Consider the following 18,938-nt stretch of genomic DNA (forward strand, 5'->3'; position numbering starts at 1 on the left):
GGCGCATCGCCGGCCCCGCGCCGTCTTCGCTGTATTCAACGCGAAATGCGCTAAAAAGATGCCAACACGCGTAGACGAAACACCTACCGTACGTCAGAAGCGGTAAGCCGCGCTCAGCAGGAAGTAGCGACCGCGCGGATCGTCGTAGGCGATGTCGTAACCGCCCTTGCTGACGTCGTAGTTGACCGGCGTGCGATCGCCGAGGTCGTGCACGTTGAGCGAGAAGCGCCAACGTTCGACGTTGTAGTCGAGGTTGAGATCGAGCGTGGTCGAGCCGGGATTGCGGCAGCGGCCGGCCAGCACGTAGAGCTTGTCGCAGTCCTGGCCGGGCTGCCCGATCCGCGACGAGCCCAGCGCGCGCGCGTTCACGGTAGTGCTCCAGTTGCCGTAGGCCCATTGCAGCCCGGCCAAGGCGGTGCGATCGGGCGCGCCGTAGCCGGCGTAGTCCAACACCGGATTCTCGGTATCCACGCGCCGCGACAGCTGATCGAGATAGTTGCCGGCCAAGCGCAGCGTAAAGCGTCCCCAGCGCTGGGTTTGCACGCGGTACTCGGCATCGAACTCCCATCCGCGCACGTGGGTTTCGCCGATGTTGTCGTAATAGTCCTGCACGCCGATCAGATCGCCTTCGTCGTCGCGCTTGGCCGCGCGCGTCGACATGAGGTCGCCGGCCAGGCCGTTCACCACCGTGATCTCGTTGCGGCGGCGGATGTCGAAATGATCCAGGGCCAGACTGAAGCGGGAATTCGGCGCCCACACCAGGCCCAAGGTGTAGCTGCGCGAGGTTTCCGGCTTGAGGTCGGTGTTCTCGAACGCGCTGCGCGAGACCACACATTGGGTTTCGCCGTTCGGGCCGACGATGGGGTTGTCGCAGGGTCCGAATCCCTGCGTGTTCTGCACCACCGCGGACTGATCCGCCACGTTGGGACGCCGCAGTTCGTACAACGAGGGCGCGCGATAACCGGTCGCCCAGGTGCCGCGGAAGGTCAGAGTATCCAGCGCGTTCCACTTCAGGCCCAGCTTGGGCGAAAGCTTGTGGCGGTAGCCCTCGCGGTAATCGGCGCGCAGTGCGAATTCGCCCTGCAGGTGCGAGGCCAGAGGCGCGCTGAGTTCGGCGTAGAGCGAGGCGGTGCCCTGGTTCTCGTCGACGCGCACCTTGGGCGGACTGAGCGCGACGTCGTGTTCGACCATGCGCGGGTCGGGCCGGTTGTCCAGCGAATCGCGGCCCAGCTCCAGGCCGGCGGCCACGCGCGTGGGACCGGCCGGCAGCGAGAACCAGGGGCCGTTGACGCCCACGGTGACCTGGTCGAGCTCTGCCTTGCCGCGCGCGATCAAGCGGGGCGAGAACGCGGCCATGGTCTCGGGACTGTTACGAGTGTTGAAGCGATAGCTGAGGTTGCCGACCAGCTCATAGAACGCGCTCAAGCTGACCAAGCCGTCGATGCGGTTGACCACCGAGTTCTCGTGGTGGGCGTAGGCCGCGCTCCACTCCCAATCGCCGCGGTAGCTCTTGATGCCCACGCTCAGGTCGACGGTTTGGGCCACGCTGCGGGTGCGGATCTGTCCGGCGTCGTAGAAGGCGTAGTACAGCGAGGTCATCTCGCCCGGATAGAACGCGTCCGGATGCTCCTCCGGCAAGCTCACGTTGGCGTAAAACGGCGCACCCAGCAGTTGCTGCGACACCTCGCCCACACGCAGATCGGCGTAGGCCTCGGTGTCGGCGCCGAAGGGCTGGCGCCAGTGGGCGTAGAACGAAGTGCGCTCGGACTCCGGCTGCAGGCTGATCTGCTTGGCGGTGTCGAGAATGCAGCGGCCCTGGCGGTCGCGGTACTGGCGCGGACAGGCCCACCAGAAATTATTGGTTTCGTAACCGATATAGCCCAGCGGTATTCGCCAATCGCCAAGGCCGTCGGCGCTGCGATCCATGGTCCGCCACGAGCGCTGCGCGCCGGACAGGCCGTCCTGCTGGAAGTAGTCGGCGCTGAGGAACAGGTTGCCGCCGCGCTTGAGGTCCACGCCGGAGCTGACCGAGATGCGCCGCTGCTTGGCGTCGTTGCGGTCGGACACGCCCAGGCGCGCGATCACTTCCGAGCCCTGCTGGTCCTTCTTCAGGATGATGTTGACCACGCCGGCCATGGCGTCGGCGCCGTAGATCGCCGAGGCGCCGCCGCGGATGATCTCGATGCGCTCGACGATGCTCAGCGGGATCCCGTCCAGATCGGTCAGGCCGCCCAGATCGGCCGAGATCAGGCCGTAGTTGGCGATGCGCTGGCCGTCGACCAGGAACAAGGTGGCGCGCGGGCCCAGGGCGTTGAGGCTGGTGGTGGCCGCGGCGGCGAACGGCTGCTGATAGGGCTGCCCGCCCTCGGCCGCCACCGCGACCGGGTGATGGCCGACCATGCCGGGCTGGAAGCGCAGCAGTTCGAACAGGGTCTGGTGGCCGCTGGCCTCGATTTCCTCGCGGCCGATCAGGGTCATCGGCGAGACCGGCACCGATTCCAGGTCGCTGCGCGGGATGTGACTGCCGGTGACGTGGACCGGGCCCAGGTTGGTGGGCTCTTCTATCCGCGGCGGCGGTGGCGGCAGCGGGCGCGGCGGCTTGGGTTTGGCCACGGCCGCCGGCGGCGGCGCCAACTGCAACAGGAAGGTGTCGTCGTTGACCCGGACCGCGCGCAGGCCGCTGCCCTGCAGCAGGCGTTCCAGCGCCTGTGCCGGCGCCAGTTCGCCGCGCAGGCCGGCGCTGCGCTTGCGCGCGACCAGGGCCGGGGCGTACAGGATCTGGACCCGGCTCTGAGTGGCCAGGGACTGCAGGGCGTCGTCCAGAGCGCCGGGCTGGATCGCGAAACGAGTCGGCGCCGAAGGCGCGGCCGCAGCGGTCTGCGTGCCCTGCGCAGCGAGGCACAACAAGAACGCACTCGAGATGGCTAACGTGTGCCTAACTTTGGCCATTCATCCGGTGCGTCTATCCCCCTAACCGGCCACCATACGGAAGCCTGCGTAGGCCTGCAACGCGACGCCACTATTGGTTGCGAAAGCTCGGGGCCGATCCGATCCGGGCGTCACTGGCGCGCGGTCTGGAGCACGATCTCGTGCTCGCCCACGCGCCGCGCCTGCAGCGCCCAGCCGCGTTCCAGGGCCGCCAGCAGCGCCTCCTGGTCGTCGATGTGGAACACGCCGCTGACCTTGAGCGCGCCCAGCGCCGGCTGCTCCAGCCGCAGTTGGGTCTTGGAATAGCGGTTCATCTCGTCCAGCAGCTGGTCGAGACGGCGGTTCTTGAACACCAGGTCGCCGCGCGGCCAGGCCTGGGCCACGGCCAGGTCCAGCGGCCGCTTGGGCGCCAGCGTGCCGCCGCTCTCGATGCGGACCTGCTCGCCCGGGGCCAGGGTACTGGTGACGCGGGTGGCGCCGGCGCCGCCGACCGCCACTTCGACCTCACCCTCGATCAGGCCGACGTCGACCGCGCCGCCGTCGCGACTGACCTGGAAGGTGGTGCCGATGTCGCGGATGGTGCCGCCGCCGGCCTTGACCAGGAACGGACGCGGGCCGCGCCGGTTGTCGCTGTCGCGGCCGACCGCGAACTGGACCCGGCCCTGGGCGACCTCGACGGTGCGGCTGTCGCGGTCGAAACGCGTGGTTACCGCGCTGTGGGTGTCCAGCAGCAGGGTGGTGCCGTCGCTGAGGGCGATGGTGCGCTGCTCGCCGATCGCGGTGACGTAGCGGTCGGTCTGCACCGGCGGCGCGCGCTGGATCCACGCCGCCACGCCGATCGCGACCGCCAGGGTCGCTGCGATCGCCGCGCCCGGGGCCAGCCAGGGATGGAAGCGGCGGCGGGTCGCCGCGCTGTCGCGCCGCGCCGCGCGGGCGGCCGCGCGCAACAGGTCGTCGTCGCCCAACTGGGCCGACAGCAGATGGATCTGCTCGACCTCGCGGTAGTCGCGGGCGTTGGCCGGCGACTGCGCCAGCCAGCGCTCGAACGCCTCGCGGTCGTGGGTGTCGCTGTCGGGCGCGTTCAGGCGCGCCACCCAGGCCTCGGCCTGGTCCTGATCGTCGTATCGGTTGGAATTCGCGCTAGCCGTATTCATGCGCCACCTGTCGTGTCTGACAGATTTTCCCGCAGACGCAAGCGCAACAGCACCAGCGCACGGCCGATATGTTTCTCCACAGCCTTGACGGAGATCCCACAATGGCGCGCGATCTCGGTATAGCTCATGCCTTCGATGCGGTTGAGCAGGTAGACCTGCCGGCACTTGGTCGGCAGCCGCAGGATCGCCTCACGCACGCGCGCCAGCTCCTGTTGGTTGGCCACGCGCTGGTCGTGGGCGAGATCCGCCGACGGCAGGCCGTGGAAATGCTGGTCGAAGCTCACGTGCGCGGACGCGTGCTGGCTCTGCTGGCGGCGGCCGCGGTCGTTGAGCTCGTTCATCGCGATCCGGTACATCAGCAGCTTGAGCTGCTCGGCCGGCTGGCCGCGGTAGCGCATCAGCCGGACCAGGCTTTCCTGGGCGATGTCCTTGGCGTCTTCCTCGCCGGTGCGCTTGCACAGGAAACGGATCAGCGCATCGCGGTGCTCGAGCACGAAACGCTCGAAGCCGTCGTCGGCGCGCGGGTAGGTCTCCGGACGGCCGGGCGCGGGGCGGTCCGGCGCGGGCGGATCCGGGAAGACGTCCATCTGGGCCTGGTGCACGGGGCGGGCCAAGGCCTAAACCACCGCCGTCGCGCGCCGTGGGCGCGGCCGACCGCGGCCTGTGGCGCCGGTCGCTGTGCTGGAAACCTGATCGTTCATCTGCACCTGGCCCCTGTTGCGGGTTGCTTGGTAGCGCCGGAGCGGCCGCGCGGGGCGGCGAACCGGCATGCGCTAGCTTTGTAACATGGAATCCGCTATGTCAAAGGCTGGCGCCAGGCTATGCGCAAGCCGGCGTAGCGCGACGCCGATCGCAATCCCGCAAGCTGGCCCGACTCGTGGAACCCGCCCCACTCGGCTAGAATCGCTGGGTTTGCTCACCCGGAGGTCCCTATGTCCCAGCTCGCCTGTCGCCGTGTCCTGCTCAAGTTGTCCGGCGAGGCGCTGATGGGGGACGAGGACTACGGCATCGACCCCAAGGTGATCGGCCGGCTCGCGCGCGAGGTGGTCGAGGCCCAGCACGCCGGTGCCGAGGTCGCCCTGGTGATCGGCGGCGGCAACATCTTCCGCGGCGCCGGCCTGGCCGCCGGCGGCATGGACCGGGTCACCGGCGACCAGATGGGCATGCTGGCCACCGTCATCAACGCCCTGGCCATGCAGGACGCGCTGGAGAAGTTGGGCGCCAAGGCGCGGGTGATGAGCGCGATCAAGATCAACGACGTCTGCGAGGACTACATCCGCCGGCGCGCGATCCGTCATCTGGAAAAGGGCCGTCTGGTGATCTTCGCCGCCGGCACCGGCAACCCCTTCTTCACCACCGACTCGGGCGCCGCGCTGCGCGCGATCGAGATCGGCGCCGACTTGCTGCTGAAGGCGACCAAGGTCGACGGCGTGTACGACAAGGACCCCAAGAAGCACAGCGACGCGATCCGCTACGACAAGCTCAGCTACGACCAGGTGATCGCGCGCGATCTGCAGGTGATGGACACCGCCGCGTTCGCCCTGTGCCGCGACAGCGACCTGCCGCTGCGCATCTTCGACATGAGCCAGCCGGGCGTGCTGCTGCGGATTTTGCGCGGCGAGAATATCGGTACGTTGGTGCAGGGGCGCGGGTAAAAGCAAATCCCCCCTAGCCCCCCTTTTGCAAAGGGGGGAGCCTGCGACGAAGGGGGATATGAAGCTCCCCTCATCGGATGAGGAAGCGGGCTCACATGGCGCCGTCGGCGCTGCTGTAATAGTGTCCCCGCGCGCCGCGTGACACGATCGCGGCATGCACTCGCACAGCCACGATCACGCCGCGAACGGCACCCGCGCGTTCGCCTTCATCACCCTGATCAACCTCGCCTACACGGCGATCGAGGCCGGCTACGGCTTCGCCACCAATTCGCTGGCGCTGCTGTCCGACGCCCTGCACAACCTCGGCGACGTGCTCGGCCTGGGCCTGGCCTGGGGCGCGGCGGTGCTGGCCAAGCGCGCGCCCACCGACCGCCACACCTACGGCTGGCGCCGCGCCACCCTGCTCTCGCCGCTGGCCAACGCGCTGCTGCTGGTCGCGTTCTCCGGCGCCCTGGCCTGGGAAGCGATCCGCCGCTTCAGCGCGCCGCCCGAGATTCCGGCCCTGCCGGTGATGGTGGTGGCCGCGCTGGGCATCGCGGTCAACCTGGGCGCGGCCTGGTTCGTGCGCGACGGCCACGCCCAGGACCTCAACCGCCGCGGCGCCTTCCTGCATCTGGTCGCCGACGCGGCGGTGTCGCTGGCCGCGGTGCTGGCCGGCGCCGGCATGTGGTGGCTGGGCTGGGCCTGGCTGGATCCGGTGATCGCGCTGCTGATCGGCGTGGTGGTCGCGGCCGGCGCGTTCGGGCTGCTGCGCGAAAGCTTCAACGCGGCCATGGACGCGGTGCCGCGCGGCATCGACCAGGCCCAGGTGGCGGCGTTCCTGGCGCAGCAGCCGGGGGTGACCGCGGTGCACCATCTGCATATCTGGTCGCTGGGCGCGGGCGAGATCGCGATGACCGCGCACCTGGTGCGCCCCGACGACGCCGACCACGACGCCTTCATCGACCGCCTCAACCACGAACTCGACCGGCGCTACGGCATCAACCACCCGACCCTGCAGGTCGAACACGGGCGCGCCTGCGAGCACGATCGCCACGACCGCGCGCCGCACGGCGAACACTCGCACGAGCATTGAGGCCGGGCCCGCGCCGGGGCCCCGCGACCGCTGCGGGCCGCAAAAGCGGCCCGGGCCTATATAATCCCGCGATTACCGTTCATAAGGACCGGAGCCGGCGATGCTCAACGACATCAAGAAAGACGCCCAGACCCGCATGGCCAAAAGCGTCGAAGCGTTTCGCCACGACCTGACCCGGGTCCGCACCGGCCGCGCCTCGACCGCGCTGGTGGACCATCTGAAGGTCAATTACTACGGCTCCGACATGCCGCTGTCGCAGGTCGCCAGCGTCGCCATCTCGGATGCGCGCACGCTGATGATCACGCCCTGGGAAAAGCAGATGGTCGGCCCGGTCGAGAAAGCGATCCTGGCCTCGGACCTGGGCCTGACCCCGAACACCGCCGGCACCGTGATCCGGATCAACCTGCCCGCCCTCACCGAGGAGCGCCGCAAGGAACTGAGCAAGCACGTGCACAGCGAAGGCGAGAACGCCAAGGTCGCGATCCGCAACATCCGCCGCGACGCCAACCACCAGGTCAAGGAGCTGCTGAAGGACAAGCAGATCACCGAGGACGAGGCCGGCCGCAGCGAAACCGATATCCAGAAGATCACCGACAGCGCGATCAAGGACGTCGACGAGGTGATCAAGGCCAAGGAACAGGAACTGATGGCGGTCTGAGCCCGTGCCGGCCGCGCAAGCCCGCCTGCGCGCGGCCGCGCCCCGGCCGGCATCGAACTTTCGCCGGCGCCGCCGGTCCGCTACTGACCTGCTCGGGCAGGCCCGGCACGCCGGGCCCGCGACGGCGCACCGCGCCACCGCCCCGAACCCGCTTACTTGAACCCGCTTCCAGGTCCCGCCGCCGGCTCCATGCCTTCCGATCCCGCCCACGCCGCGCCGCGCGTCCCGCGCCACCTCGCCGTCATCATGGACGGCAACGGCCGTTGGGCCGAGCGCCGCCGTCGTCCGCGCATCATCGGCCACCGCGCCGGCGCGCGCGCGGTCGACGTCTGCATCGATTTCTGCATCGCGCGCGGGATCCACGCCCTGACCCTGTTCGCCTTCTCCAGCGAGAACTGGGGCCGGCCCGAGGACGAGGTCGGGGCGCTGATGAAGCTGTTCCTCAACGCCCTGGAACGCGAGGTCGACGAGCTCGACCGGCGCGGCGTGCGGGTGCGCTTCATCGGCGAACGCGAGCGCTTCGCCGCGCCGATCCGCGAGCGCATGGCCGCGGCCGAGCGCCAGACGCTGAATAACGACGTCCTGCACCTGACCGTAGCCGCCAGCTACGGCGGGCGCTGGGACATCGCCCAGGCCGCGCGTTCGCTGGCCCAGGACGTGGCCGCCGGCCGGCTGGCGCCGGAGGCCATCGACGAGGCCGCCCTGGGCGCGCGCATGGCCCTGGCCGACCTGCCGGCGCCGGACCTGTTCATCCGCACCGGCGGCGACACCCGGATCAGCAATTTCCTGCTCTGGCAGCTGGCTTACACCGAGTTGTGGTTCACCGATGCGTTGTGGCCGGAACTGGATGCGGCCACACTCCAGCGCGCCCTGGACGACTTCGCCGGCCGGGAACGCCGTTACGGCCTGACCGGCGCGCAGATCGCCGCGCGCACCCACGACACCGACGAGACCGCTGAATGACCCGAACCCGCCTGCTCGCCGCGTTGGTGATGGCCCCGATCGCGATCGCGGCGATCCTGCTGCTGCACACCCCCTGGGTGATGGCGCTGGCCGCGGTGCTGTTCCTGATCGGGTTGTGGGAATGGTTCGACCTGGCCGAAATCGAGGACACCCTGTCGCGCACCGTGCTGCTGGCGGCCAACCTGGCGCTGATGGTGGCGATCGTCTGGGCCTCGCGCTCGGGCGCGCCCGAAATCGCCGGCGTGCCCTCGATGGTGCTGTTCAAGATCGCCTCGCTGGTCGGCGTGATCTGGTGGCTGCTGGCCCTGCTTTGGCTGCAGCGTTATCAATTCGCGAGCAATCACGAGTCCTACGCGCGCGCGTTCAAGCTCGCCGCCGGCACCCTCAGCGTGATTCCGGCCTGGTGCGCGCTGGCCTGGATCCACGCCGGCCAGCCCAACGGCCACCGCTGGCTGCTGACCGCGCTGGCGATCGTGTGGGCCGCCGACAGCGGCGCCTATTTCGCCGGGCGCAAGTTCGGCCGCCTCAAACTGGCGCCGCGGGTCAGCCCCAACAAGACCATCGAAGGCGTGGTCGGCGGCGTGCTCGCCGGCGTCGCGGTCGGCATCGCCTTCGCCAGCTTCGCCGGCGCCCAGCCCTATCAGCTGCCGGCGGTGGCCCTGGTCGCGTTCGTGGCGGTGCTGTTCTCGGTGGTCGGCGACCTGTTCGAGAGCCTGCTCAAGCGCCATGCCGGGGTCAAGGATTCCGGTCATCTCATTCCCGGCCACGGCGGCATCCTCGACCGCGTCGACGGCGTGCTCGCGGCGCTGCCGGTCTTCGCGCTCGGCAAGGCCGTGCTGGACTTCTGAACATGCAGCACATCGCCGTACTCGGCGCGACCGGCTCCATCGGCACTTCGGCCCTGGACGTGATCGCGCGCCATCCCGAGCGCCTGCGCACCAGCGTGCTCGCCGCCGGCGCGCGCGTCGACGACTTACTGGCGCTGTGCGAGCGCCACCGACCCGCGCATGCGGTGATCGCCGACGCCGCGTGCTACGCCGCGCTGCGCGACGGCCTGCGCACGCGCGGCCTGGACACCCAGGCGCACTGCGGCGACGAGGCCCTGGTCGCGCTGGTCTCCGGCGACGCCTGCGACACCGTGGTCGCGGCCATCGTCGGCGCGGCCGGCCTGGATTCCACCCTGGCCGCGGCGCGCGCCGGCAAGCGCCTGCTGCTGGCCAACAAGGAATCGCTGGTGCTGGCCGGCGAGCTGCTGATGCGCGCCGCGCACGAAGCCGGCGCCACCATCGTGCCGATCGACAGCGAGCACAACGCGATCTTCCAATGCCTGCCCGATGCGCACGCGCATGCGGGGTTGGCGCGGATCCTGCTTACCGCCTCGGGCGGGCCGTTCCGCGGCCGCGACCGCGCATCCCTGGCCCAGGTCACCCCGGAACAGGCGGTCGCGCATCCGAAGTGGTCGATGGGCCCGAAGATCTCGGTCGACTCGGCCACGCTGATGAACAAGGGCCTGGAAGTGATCGAGGCCCACCACCTGTTCGGGGTGGCGGGCGAGCGCATCCAGGTGCTGGTGCATCCGCAAAGCCTGGTCCATTCGCTGGTCGAATTCGTCGACGGCTCGACCCTGGCCCAGCTCGGCCTGCCCGACATGCGCACCGCGCTGGCGGTGGGCTTCGGCTGGCCGGAGCGGATCGCCTCGGGCGTGTCCGGACTGGACCTGCTGGCGCACGGGCGGCTGGACTTCGAACCGCCGGACCTGGACGCCTTTCCCTGCCTGGGCCTGGCTTTCGCGGCCCTGAGCGCGGGCGGCACCGCCCCGGCGGTGTTGAACGCCGCCAACGAAGTGGCGGTTTCAGCGTTTCTTCAGCGGCGTATCGGTTTCCTAGCGATACCGGCGCTGGTCGAGGACACCCTCGCCGCGCTCCCCTCCACCCCGGCGACCTCGCTGGCGGCCCTGCGCGATGCCGATGCGCAGGCGCGCCGGTACGCCGCGCAAGCCATCGATGACAAGGCGTAGCGCATGGGCCTGACCCCAAGAGTGGAACTCCCATGAGCGAATTCATCGGCTCGGTCTGGTGGCTGCTGGTCAGCCTGGGCGTGCTCGTGACCTTCCACGAGTTCGGCCATTACTGGGTCGCGCGCCGCAGCGGGGTCAAGGTGCTGCGCTTCTCGGTCGGCTTCGGCAGGCCGCTGTGGATGCGCCGCAACCGCCACGGCACCGAGTTCGCGATCGCCGCGATTCCGCTGGGCGGCTACGTCAAGATGCTCGACGAGCGCGAGGGCGACGTCGATCCGGCCGAGGTCGCGCAGGCCTTCAATCGGCAGAGCGTGTTCAAGCGCATCGCGATCGTGGCCGCCGGCCCGATCGCCAACCTGATCCTGTGCGTGGCGCTGTTCTGGCTGATGTTCGTGATCGGCCGCCCGGACTTCGCGCCCGCGGTCGGCAAGGTCGAGGGCCTGGCCGCGCAGTCGGGCCTGAGCCGCGGCGACATCATCGTCGCGGTCGGCGACCGCGCCACCCCCACCACCAGCGAAGCCGCGCTGGCCCTGCTATCGGCGGCGCTGGACCGCAGCGACGTGCCGGTGCAGGTGCGCGGCGAGGACGGCCGCGAGGCCACCCGCACCCTGCGCCTGTCCAAGCTGCCGGCCGATATCGACGAACGCCAGTTGCTCAACCACACGGGCCTGATCTGGCGCCATCAGCTGACGCCGGCGGTGATCGGACGCGTGTCGCCGAACCTTCCGGCCTGGGGCGTGCTCGCCGAAGGCGACCGCGTGACCGCGATCGACGGCGAGCCGGTCGCATCCTGGGGCGACATCGGCGGCCTGGTCGATGCGCTGGGCAAGCGCGGCGGCGAGGCCATGGTCGAAGTGCAGCGCGGCGGCGACCGCCTGGCGTTCCCGCTGACCCCGCTGCTGGCCAAGAATCCCCAAACCGGCAAGCAGCAATGGATGTTGGGCCTGGAGCCGACCAAAGGCGAGCCCCAGCCCGATGCGGTGCTGCGCTACGGCCCGATCGACGCGATCCCCGCCGCGTTCCGCGAAATGGGCCGTCAGACCCAGGACATGGTGGCGATGATCGGACGTGCGTTCAGCGGCCGTCTATCGGTGCAGAACACCGTCGCCGGCCCGATCACCATCGCCCGAGCCGCCAACGACCATGCCCAGCACGGTCCGGCGTGGTACCTGCAGATGCTGGCCCTGCTGTCGCTGAGCCTGGGAATCCTGAACCTGCTGCCGATCCCGATCTTGGACGGCGGTCACCTGCTGTATTACCTTATCGAGCTGGTCAAGGGCAGCCCGGTCAGCGAGCGCGTTATGGCCGCCGGCCAGTATGTCGGCCTGGCGCTGATCGTCAGCCTGATGGGTTTGGCGTTCTACAACGACATCGTGAACAACCTGGTGCGCTGATGCCGGCCCTGCCTATCGACCCGATGCCTCGATCGCTCGAAGCCTCGAACCGGCGCCCCGTTACGGGCGTCAACGAACCCCAACCGGACGTAATGATGACGCGAACCCCTCCTCGCCGCATGCTCGCCCTCGCCCTCGCCTCGGCGCTGACCTCGGCCGCGGCAGCTCCAGCGTTGGCGCAGTCGGCCGACCCGTTCGCGCTACCCGGCGCGCCGGCCCCGGCCCCGGCACCGGCAGCGGGTTCGTTCACCGTCAGCGACATCCGCGTCGACGGCCTGCAACGCATCTCCGCCGGCACGGTGTTCACCTACCTGCCGATCGAGCGCGGCGACACCATGGACGGCGCCAAGGCCGGCGACGCGATCCGCGCGCTGTACAAGACCGGCTTCTTCGAGGACGTGCAGGTCGGCCGTCAGGGCACCATCGTCGTGGTCACCGTGACCGAGCGTCCGGCGATCAACAAGCTGACCCTGACCGGCAACAAGGACATCAAGAGCGAAGACCTGCTGCGCGGCCTGAAGGAAGCCGGCCTGGCCGAAGGCGACACCTTCGACCGCCTGGCCCTGGACAAGGTCACCCAGGAGCTCACCAAGCAGTACAACAACCGCGGCAAGTACAACGTCGAGATCACCCCGACGGTGGCGCGCCTGGACCGCAACCGCGTCGACCTGACCATCACGGTCAAGGAAGGCAAGGCCGCCAAGATCCGCCACATCAACCTGGTCGGCAACGAGAAGTTCGCCCAGGAAGACATCGTCGGCGGCTGGGAATCGCGCGAGCACAACTGGCTCAGCTGGTACCGCCGCGACGACCAGTACTCGCGCGAGAAGCTCTCGGGCGACCTCGAGAAGCTCAACAACTACTACCTCGATCGCGGCTACGTCGACTTCAACATCGAGTCGACCCAGGTCGCGATCAGCCCCGACCGCCAGGACATGTTCATCACCGCCGGCGTCAACGAGGGCGAGCAGTACAAGGTCACCAAGGTCGAGGTCACCGGCGACACCGTGCTGCCGAAGGACCAGATCGAGCGCCTGGTGATCGTCAAGCCCGATCAGATCTTCTCGCGCCGCCTGCTCGAGATCAGCTCCGACGCGATCGTCGCCACCCTGGGCAACGTCGGCTACGCGTTCGCGCAGGTCAACCCGATCCCGGACGTGGACCGCGAAGGCAAGACCGTCGCCATCAACATGCAGGTCGTGCCGGGCCCGCGCGTCAACGTGCGCCGGGTCGTGTTCAAGGGCAACACCCGCACCGCCGACGAAGTGATGCGCCGCGAAATGCGCCAGTTCGAAGGCAGCTGGTACTCGCAGGCCGCGATCGACCGCTCCAAGATCCGTCTGCAGGGCCTGGGCTACTTCGAGACCGTCGACGTCGAAACCCAGCCGGTGCAAGGCAGCAACGATCAGGTCGACGTGGTCTACAACGTCAAGGAAACCACCTCGGGCAGCTTCGTGTTCGGCCTGGGCTTCTCCCAGCTGACCGGCCTGACCACGCAGATCCAGCTGTCGCAGGCCAACTTCCTGGGCAGCGGCAACCGCGTGTCCGTGCAGGCCAGCCGCAACGACTACCTGCAGCGTTACGACTTCTCGTACACCAACCCGTACTTCACCGACGACGGCATGTCGCTGGGCTACAACCTGTGGTGGCGCGAGTTCGACAACTCCGACTACAACACCGCCCAGTACTCCACCACCAGCGGCGCGGCGCAGGTCGTGCTGGGGCTGCCGATCACCGAGACCGACACCGTCTCGGCGATGTTCGGCATCGACAGCAACGAGATCCTGACCAGCCGCGGCGGCACCGCCTTCAGCCTGGTCGACTACATCGACGCCCTCGGCACGCGCACCTTCCACGCCTGGCGCGCGGAGTTCGGCTGGTCGCGCAACTCGCTGGACAACCTGCTGACCCCGACCCGCGGCCTGCAGCAGCGCGTCTGGCTGGAAATGACCCTGCCCGGCTCGACCGTCGAGTACTACAAGCTCAACTACAACATCTCCAAGTTCTGGCCGATCTCGCGCCACTTCGTGCTCAACACCCGCGCCGAACTCGGCTACGGCGACAGCTACGGCGACGCGGTCACGCGCGTGATTCCGGACCCGGACGGCGCCGGTCCGCTGACCGGCCGCACGGTCACCGCCGACGGCCTGCCGTTCTTCGAGAACTTCTACGCCGGCGGCGTGCGCTCGGTGCGCGGCTTCACCGACAACACCCTGGGTCCGCGCGAAGGCCCGTCGCCGGGCAGCACCTTCACCCAGCCGATCGGCGGTTCGTTCAAGACCGTCGGCTCGCTGGAAATGTACTTCCCGACCCTGCTGGACACCCCGCAGGCGCGCGTGTCGGCCTTCATCGACGTCGGCAACGTCTACAAGAATTACGACGAATTCGACGCCGGCGACCTGCGCGCGTCCACCGGCATCTCGCTGATGTGGCGTTCGCCGATGGGTCCGATCTCGATCAGCTACGCCTTCCCGCTGCGCAAGGAGGACGCCGTGTTCAACGCCTCCGGACAGAAGATCAAGGAAGGCGACGAGCTCGAGCGCCTGCAGTTCACCTTCGGCGGCACGTTCTGACGGCGGCGGTCGCGCCGGGCGCCCCGTGTTGACGCCTGATTACACCGCCCGCGAATTGGCCGAGCGTTTCGCGCTCGGCCTGCGCGGCGACGGCGAGGCGCGCGTGCGCGGCGTCGGCACGCTGGCGCGCGCGCGCGCCGATCAACTCGCGTTCCTGGCCAATCCCAAGTACCGCGGCCAACTGGCCGACAGCGGCGCCGGCGTGGTGGTGATGCGCGAGGACGACGCCGACGGCTATGCCGGCACCGCCCTGATCGCGCGCGATCCCTACGTCGCCTTCGCCCATCTGGCCGCGCTGTTCGAACCGCGTCCGCTGCGCGAGGCCGGCATCCACCCTTCCGCCGCGATCGACCCCAGCGCCCAGATCGCCGACGACGCCCACATCGGCGCCTTCGTCAGCATCGGCGCGCGCAGCCGGGTCGAATCCGGCGCCAGCGTCGGTCCCGGCTGCGTGATCGGCGACGACTGCGTGGTCGGCGCCTACAGCGAACTGATCGCGCGCGTCACCCTGGTCACCCGCGTGCGCCTGGGCCGACGCGTGCTGGTGCATCCCGGCGCGGTGCTCGGCGCCGACGGCTTCGGCCTGGCCTTCGAGCGCCTGCCCGACAGCGAGCCGCATTGGATCAAGGTGCCGCAGCTGGGCGGCGTGTCGGTCGGCGACGACTGCGAGATCGGCGCCAACACCACCATCGACCGCGGCGCGATCGAGGACACCGTGCTCGAGGACGACGTCCGCCTCGACAACCAGATCCAGATCGGCCACAACGTCCATATCGGCGCCCACAGCGCCATGGCCGGCTGTTCGGCCGTGGCCGGCAGCGCCCGCATCGGCCGCTACTGCATGATCGGCGGCGCCGCCGGCGTGCTCGGCCACCTGGAGATCTGCGACCGGGTCACGGTCACCGCCATGAGCCTGGTGACCAGCTCGATTCGCGAGCCCGGCGAGTATTCCTCGGGCACCCCGTTGATGGACAATCGCAGCTGGCGTAAGAACGCCGCCCGCTTCAAGCAGCTCGACGCGCTCGCACGGCGGGTGGCGGCTGCCGACAAGGAACCGAAATGAGCCAACCCGTGCAACTCCCGATCGACGTGCCCGCGATCCAGCATTTGCTGCCGCACCGCTATCCCTTCCTGCTGGTCGACCGCGTGGTCGAGTTCGAGCCGCACAAGCGCGTGCTCGCCTACAAGAACGTGACCGCGAACGAGCCTTTCTTCAACGGCCACTTCCCCGGCCACCCGGTGATGCCGGGCGTGCTGGTGGTCGAGGCCCTGGCCCAGGCCGGCGGCATCCTGACCCAGCTGTCGACCCAATCCAGCGCCGATGGACGCCTGTTCTACCTGGTCAAGATCGACGGCGCCAAGTTCGTCAAGATGGTCGTCCCCGGCGACCGCCTGGAACTGGACGTGACCGTCAAGCGCATGATCCGCAACGTCGCCATCTACACCGGCATCGCCCGCGTCGACGGCGAGCAGGTGGCCTGCGCCGAGATCGTCTGCGCCGAGTCCAAGGCCTGAGCGTACGCATGAGCGATCTGATCCACTCCAGCGCGGTGATCGAGCCGGGCGCCAAGCTCGGCGCCGGCGTGCGCGTGGGCGCCTTCAGCTACATCGGCGACGAGGTCGAGATCGGCGACGGCACCGAAATCGGCCCGCATTGCGTGATCCGCGGCCCGACCCGGATCGGCCGCGACAACCGTTTCATCGGCCAGTGCGCGATCGGCGGCGAGCCGCAGGACAAGAAGTTCGCCGGCGAACGCACCGAGCTGGTGATCGGCGACCGCAACACCTTCCGCGAGTTCGTCACCGTCAACCGCGGCACCGGCAACGGCGGCGGCGCGACCCGCATCGGCGACGACAACTGGCTGCTGGCCTACGTCCACGTCGCCCACGACTGCGCGGTCGGCAATCAGTGCGTGTTCTCCAACAACGCGACCCTGGCCGGCCACGTCGAGGTCGGCGATCATGTGATCCTCAGCGGCTTCGCCGGCATCCATCAGTTCTGCCGCATCGGCGCGCACGCCTTCATCGGCATGGGCGCGTTCGTCAACGGCGACGTGCCGCCGTTCGTGATGGTGGCGCAGGACGGCTACGGCCGCCCGCGCGGCATCAACAGCGAAGGCCTCAAGCGTCGCGGTTTCGACGCCGAGCGCATCGCCGCGATCAAGCGCGCCTACCGCGCCCTCTACATGTCCGGCACTTCCCTGGAGGAAGCGCGCGGCAAGCTGATCGCGCTGGCCGGCGACAGCGACGACGTGCGCGCGCTGCTGGCCTTCATCGACGCCGGCGAGCGCCCGCTGCTGCGCTGAGCCGAGCGCGGTCCGGCGCGGTTGCCGGGTGGCGCCGGCCCGTGCAGCCCACCCTTCTCCGGTCCGGCACCGCTGCCATCGCGGTCGCGACCATCGCGGCGTGACCGCCTGCCGCTCGGAAGCGGACCGCCATCACCTGCTTTGGCAGGATGTGACCCACTAGGACGACGATGGCCGCCCGGCAGGGCACAATGCCGCCGACAGCTCAGCCCCCGAGCTGACGCCCGTGGCGCGCTGTGTGTTCGAGCGCGCGCCCTACGAGCACGTACTGGAGCGCCACTCGCCCGATGAACGCCACCGCCCCCGCCCCCGCCGCCGCCATCGACGACATCTTCCCGGCCCCGCCGCCGCCCCCGCTGCGCATCGCCCTGGTCGCGGGCGAGGCTTCGGGCGACCTGCTCGGCGCCGGCCTGATCGCCGAGCTCAAGCGCCGCCACCCGGGCGCGCTGTTCGTCGGCATCGGCGGCGAGCAGATGCAGGAAGCCGGCCTGGACGCGTGGTACGACGCCTCCGAACTGGCGGTGATGGGCCTGGTCGAAGTGCTCAAGCATCTGCCGCGCCTGCTGCGCCTGCGCGGCGAGTTGCGCAAGCGCGTGCTCGACTGGAAGCCGGACGTGTTCATCGGCATCGACGCGCCCGACTTCAATCTCGGCGTGGAGCGTTGGCTCAAGCAGCGCGGGGTGAAGACGGTGCACTACGTGAGCCCCTCGGTCTGGGCCTGGCGCGAGAAGCGCGCCGAGAAAATCGGGCAATCGGCCGATCGCGTGCTGTGCCTGTTTCCGATGGAGCCGGCGATCTACGCGCGCCACGGCGTCGACGCGCGTTTCGTCGGCCACCCGCTGGCCGACGAAATGCCGCTGCATCCCGATCGCGATGAGGCGCGCATGTGCCTGGGCCTGGACGACGAGGCGCCGGTGCTGGCCCTGCTGCCCGGCTCGCGGGTCGGCGAAGTCGAACGCCTGAGCGGCGATTTCCTCGCCGCCGCCGCGCGCCTGCGCGCGGCCGAACCGCGACTGAGCATCGTCGCGCCGATGGCCAACGCGCAGGCGCGTGCCGCGTTCGAGCGCGTGCTGGCCGCGCATCCGGATGCGGCCGCGTTGCGCCCGGCGCTGCACGTCACCGACGGCGGCGCGCGCACGGTGATGACGGCCTGCGACGTGGTCCTGCTGGCGTCCGGCACCGCCACCTTGGAGGCGATGCTGGCCAAGCGCCCGATGGTGGTCGCCTACAAGATCGCGCCGCTGACCTACACCCTGGTCAAGACCTTCGGCCTGCTCAAGACCGACACCTATTCGCTGCCCAACGTGCTGGCCGGCGAACGCGTGGTGCCGGAGCTGATGCAGGCCGACTGCACGCCCGAGAAACTGGCCGCAGCCACGCTCGCGCTGCTGCGCGACGCCGGCCGCGCCAGCACGCTGCCGGCGCGCTTCGAACAGATCCACCTCAGCCTGCGCCGCGACGCCTCCGCGCGAGCCGCCGACGCGGTCGCCGACCTGCTGCCCAGCGGCCATGGCTAAGGCGAGCGGCCAACTCGCGCTGGACCTGAGCTTGGCCCGCGGCGCCCAACGCATCGCTGGCGTCGACGAGGCCGGGCGCGGCCCGCTCGCCGGCCCGGTGGTGGTGGCCGCGGTGGTGCTGGGCCCGGGCCGCACGCCGGTCAACGGACTGGACGATTCCAAGCAGCTCAGCGCCGAGCGCCGCGAAGCGCTGTACGCGCGCATCGTCGAACGCGCCGTGGCCTGGAGCGTGGTCTACGTCGAGGTCGAGGAAATCGACCGCATCAACATCTTCCAGGCCACCCTGGCCGGCATGCGGCGCGCGGTCGAGGCGGTCGCGCATGCGACCGAACTGGCGCGCATCGACGGCAACGCCCTACCGCGCGGCCTGCCCTGCCCGGCCGAGGCCCTGATCGGCGGCGACGCGCGCGACCGCGCGATCATGGCCGCCTCGATCCTGGCCAAGGTCGCGCGCGACCGCCACATGCGCGAGCTGCACGCGCAATGGCCGCAATACGGCTTCGACGAACACAAGGGCTACGGCACCCCCGCGCACCTGGCCGCATTGGCCGCGCACGGCCCCTGCCCGCAGCACCGCCGCAGCTTCGCGCCGGTGCGCGCGGCGCTGGCGTTACAGCCGTTGGCCGGAACGGTCACGGTTGCCTGACGGAACGGGCGAGTCCGTCGAACCGCTGGCGACTGCCCGCGCGGGCCGAAAA

At 69.7% G+C, this 18,938-nt stretch carries 16 protein-coding genes; 13 read left to right on the top strand and 3 right to left on the bottom strand.

Annotated features, from left to right (window positions below; genetic code table 11):
- Nucleotides 1-93: 93 nt before the first annotated feature.
- The 3 genes from ASE43_RS05055 to ASE43_RS05065 all read right to left on the bottom strand — a co-directional run bounded on the left by ASE43_RS05055 (nucleotide 94) and on the right by ASE43_RS05065 (nucleotide 4,696).
- Nucleotides 94-2,907 carry a TonB-dependent receptor gene (locus ASE43_RS05055; protein WP_057159641.1) on the bottom strand — a complete coding sequence of 938 codons (2,814 nt, stop codon included), beginning with the start codon at nucleotides 2,905-2,907 and terminating at the stop codon, nucleotides 94-96.
- A gap of 152 nt (nucleotides 2,908-3,059) precedes the next feature.
- Nucleotides 3,060-4,082 carry a FecR domain-containing protein gene (locus ASE43_RS05060; RefSeq protein ID WP_057159642.1) on the bottom strand — a complete coding sequence of 341 codons (1,023 nt, stop codon included), beginning with the start codon at nucleotides 4,080-4,082 and terminating at the stop codon, nucleotides 3,060-3,062.
- On the bottom strand, nucleotides 4,079-4,696 hold the full coding sequence (locus ASE43_RS05065; RefSeq protein ID WP_235567162.1) for an RNA polymerase sigma factor: 618 nt from the start codon (nucleotides 4,694-4,696) through the stop codon (nucleotides 4,079-4,081). The genes ASE43_RS05060 and ASE43_RS05065 overlap by 4 nt, the downstream gene beginning before the upstream one ends.
- Before the next feature lie 318 nt (nucleotides 4,697-5,014).
- On the opposite strand from ASE43_RS05065, the gene pyrH reads away from it, so the two are divergent.
- From pyrH to rnhB, 13 genes are all read left to right on the top strand, one after another.
- Nucleotides 5,015-5,737: a UMP kinase gene (gene pyrH / locus ASE43_RS05070; RefSeq protein ID WP_057159643.1), complete on the top strand. Its 723-nt coding sequence runs from the start codon at nucleotides 5,015-5,017 to the stop codon at nucleotides 5,735-5,737.
- Nucleotides 5,738-5,891: 154 nt separating this feature from the next.
- Nucleotides 5,892-6,812, top strand: a complete 921-nt coding sequence (locus ASE43_RS05075) for a cation diffusion facilitator family transporter (RefSeq protein ID WP_057159644.1) — start codon at nucleotides 5,892-5,894, stop codon at nucleotides 6,810-6,812.
- Between the two features lie 100 nt (nucleotides 6,813-6,912).
- Nucleotides 6,913-7,470 carry a ribosome recycling factor gene (gene frr, locus ASE43_RS05080; protein WP_057159645.1) on the top strand — a complete coding sequence of 186 codons (558 nt, stop codon included), beginning with the start codon at nucleotides 6,913-6,915 and terminating at the stop codon, nucleotides 7,468-7,470.
- A gap of 189 nt (nucleotides 7,471-7,659) precedes the next feature.
- Nucleotides 7,660-8,433 carry a polyprenyl diphosphate synthase gene (gene uppS, locus ASE43_RS05085; protein WP_056176111.1) on the top strand — a complete coding sequence of 258 codons (774 nt, stop codon included), beginning with the start codon at nucleotides 7,660-7,662 and terminating at the stop codon, nucleotides 8,431-8,433.
- Nucleotides 8,430-9,281 (top strand): phosphatidate cytidylyltransferase, encoded by an 852-nt coding sequence (locus ASE43_RS05090; protein WP_056176114.1) that lies wholly within the window; start codon nucleotides 8,430-8,432, stop codon nucleotides 9,279-9,281. The genes uppS and ASE43_RS05090 overlap by 4 nt, the downstream gene beginning before the upstream one ends.
- 2 nt (nucleotides 9,282-9,283) lie before the next feature.
- Entirely contained in the window at nucleotides 9,284-10,450 is a 1,167-nt protein-coding gene (locus ASE43_RS05095) for a 1-deoxy-D-xylulose-5-phosphate reductoisomerase (protein ID WP_057159646.1), read from the top strand.
- Between the two features lie 32 nt (nucleotides 10,451-10,482).
- On the top strand, nucleotides 10,483-11,844 hold the full coding sequence (gene rseP / locus ASE43_RS05100; protein WP_057159647.1) for an RIP metalloprotease RseP: 1,362 nt from the start codon (nucleotides 10,483-10,485) through the stop codon (nucleotides 11,842-11,844).
- A gap of 95 nt (nucleotides 11,845-11,939) precedes the next feature.
- Nucleotides 11,940-14,417, top strand: a complete 2,478-nt coding sequence (gene bamA / locus ASE43_RS05105; protein WP_056176744.1) for an outer membrane protein assembly factor BamA — start codon at nucleotides 11,940-11,942, stop codon at nucleotides 14,415-14,417.
- A 25-nt stretch (nucleotides 14,418-14,442) separates the two neighbouring features.
- A complete protein-coding gene (gene lpxD, locus ASE43_RS05110; protein WP_057159648.1) occupies nucleotides 14,443-15,480 on the top strand; it encodes a UDP-3-O-(3-hydroxymyristoyl)glucosamine N-acyltransferase in 1,038 nt (345 codons plus the stop codon).
- Nucleotides 15,477-15,932 carry a 3-hydroxyacyl-ACP dehydratase FabZ gene (gene fabZ, locus ASE43_RS05115; protein ID WP_056176128.1) on the top strand — a complete coding sequence of 152 codons (456 nt, stop codon included), beginning with the start codon at nucleotides 15,477-15,479 and terminating at the stop codon, nucleotides 15,930-15,932. The genes lpxD and fabZ overlap by 4 nt, the downstream gene beginning before the upstream one ends.
- Nucleotides 15,933-15,940: 8 nt before the next feature.
- Nucleotides 15,941-16,723, top strand: coding sequence for an acyl-ACP--UDP-N-acetylglucosamine O-acyltransferase (gene lpxA, locus ASE43_RS05120; RefSeq protein WP_056176131.1), 783 nt, complete (start codon nucleotides 15,941-15,943; stop codon nucleotides 16,721-16,723).
- 287 nt (nucleotides 16,724-17,010) lie between these two features.
- A complete protein-coding gene (lpxB, locus tag ASE43_RS05125; protein ID WP_057159649.1) occupies nucleotides 17,011-18,240 on the top strand; it encodes a lipid-A-disaccharide synthase in 1,230 nt (409 codons plus the stop codon).
- Nucleotides 18,233-18,886, top strand: a complete 654-nt coding sequence (gene rnhB / locus ASE43_RS05130; protein WP_057159650.1) for a ribonuclease HII — start codon at nucleotides 18,233-18,235, stop codon at nucleotides 18,884-18,886. Before lpxB ends, rnhB begins: the two co-directional genes overlap by 8 nt.
- Nucleotides 18,887-18,938 lie beyond the last annotated feature (52 nt).

The sequence above is a fragment of the Lysobacter sp. Root983 genome (genome assembly GCF_001429345.1).
In the GTDB taxonomy this organism is placed as follows: Bacteria; Pseudomonadota; Gammaproteobacteria; order Xanthomonadales; family Xanthomonadaceae; genus Lysobacter.

Bases quoted from the DNA above. Each gene is read 5' to 3' on its own strand.
- ASE43_RS05060 (WP_057159642.1), bottom strand. From the start codon at position 4,082: ATGAATACGGCTAGCGCGAATTCCAACCGATACGACGATCAGGACCAG.
- pyrH (WP_057159643.1), top strand. From the start codon at position 5,015: ATGTCCCAGCTCGCCTGTCGCCGTGTCCTGCTCAAGTTGTCCGGCGAG.
- ASE43_RS05075 (WP_057159644.1), top strand. From the start codon at position 5,892: ATGCACTCGCACAGCCACGATCACGCCGCGAACGGCACCCGCGCGTTC.
- frr (WP_057159645.1), top strand. From the start codon at position 6,913: ATGCTCAACGACATCAAGAAAGACGCCCAGACCCGCATGGCCAAAAGC.
- uppS (WP_056176111.1), top strand. From the start codon at position 7,660: ATGCCTTCCGATCCCGCCCACGCCGCGCCGCGCGTCCCGCGCCACCTC.
- ASE43_RS05090 (WP_056176114.1), top strand. From the start codon at position 8,430: ATGACCCGAACCCGCCTGCTCGCCGCGTTGGTGATGGCCCCGATCGCG.
- ASE43_RS05095 (WP_057159646.1), top strand. From the start codon at position 9,284: ATGCAGCACATCGCCGTACTCGGCGCGACCGGCTCCATCGGCACTTCG.
- rseP (WP_057159647.1), top strand. From the start codon at position 10,483: ATGAGCGAATTCATCGGCTCGGTCTGGTGGCTGCTGGTCAGCCTGGGC.
- bamA (WP_056176744.1), top strand. From the start codon at position 11,940: ATGACGCGAACCCCTCCTCGCCGCATGCTCGCCCTCGCCCTCGCCTCG.
- fabZ (WP_056176128.1), top strand. From the start codon at position 15,477: ATGAGCCAACCCGTGCAACTCCCGATCGACGTGCCCGCGATCCAGCAT.
- lpxA (WP_056176131.1), top strand. From the start codon at position 15,941: ATGAGCGATCTGATCCACTCCAGCGCGGTGATCGAGCCGGGCGCCAAG.
- lpxB (WP_057159649.1), top strand. From the start codon at position 17,011: ATGAACGCCACCGCCCCCGCCCCCGCCGCCGCCATCGACGACATCTTC.
- rnhB (WP_057159650.1), top strand. From the start codon at position 18,233: ATGGCTAAGGCGAGCGGCCAACTCGCGCTGGACCTGAGCTTGGCCCGC.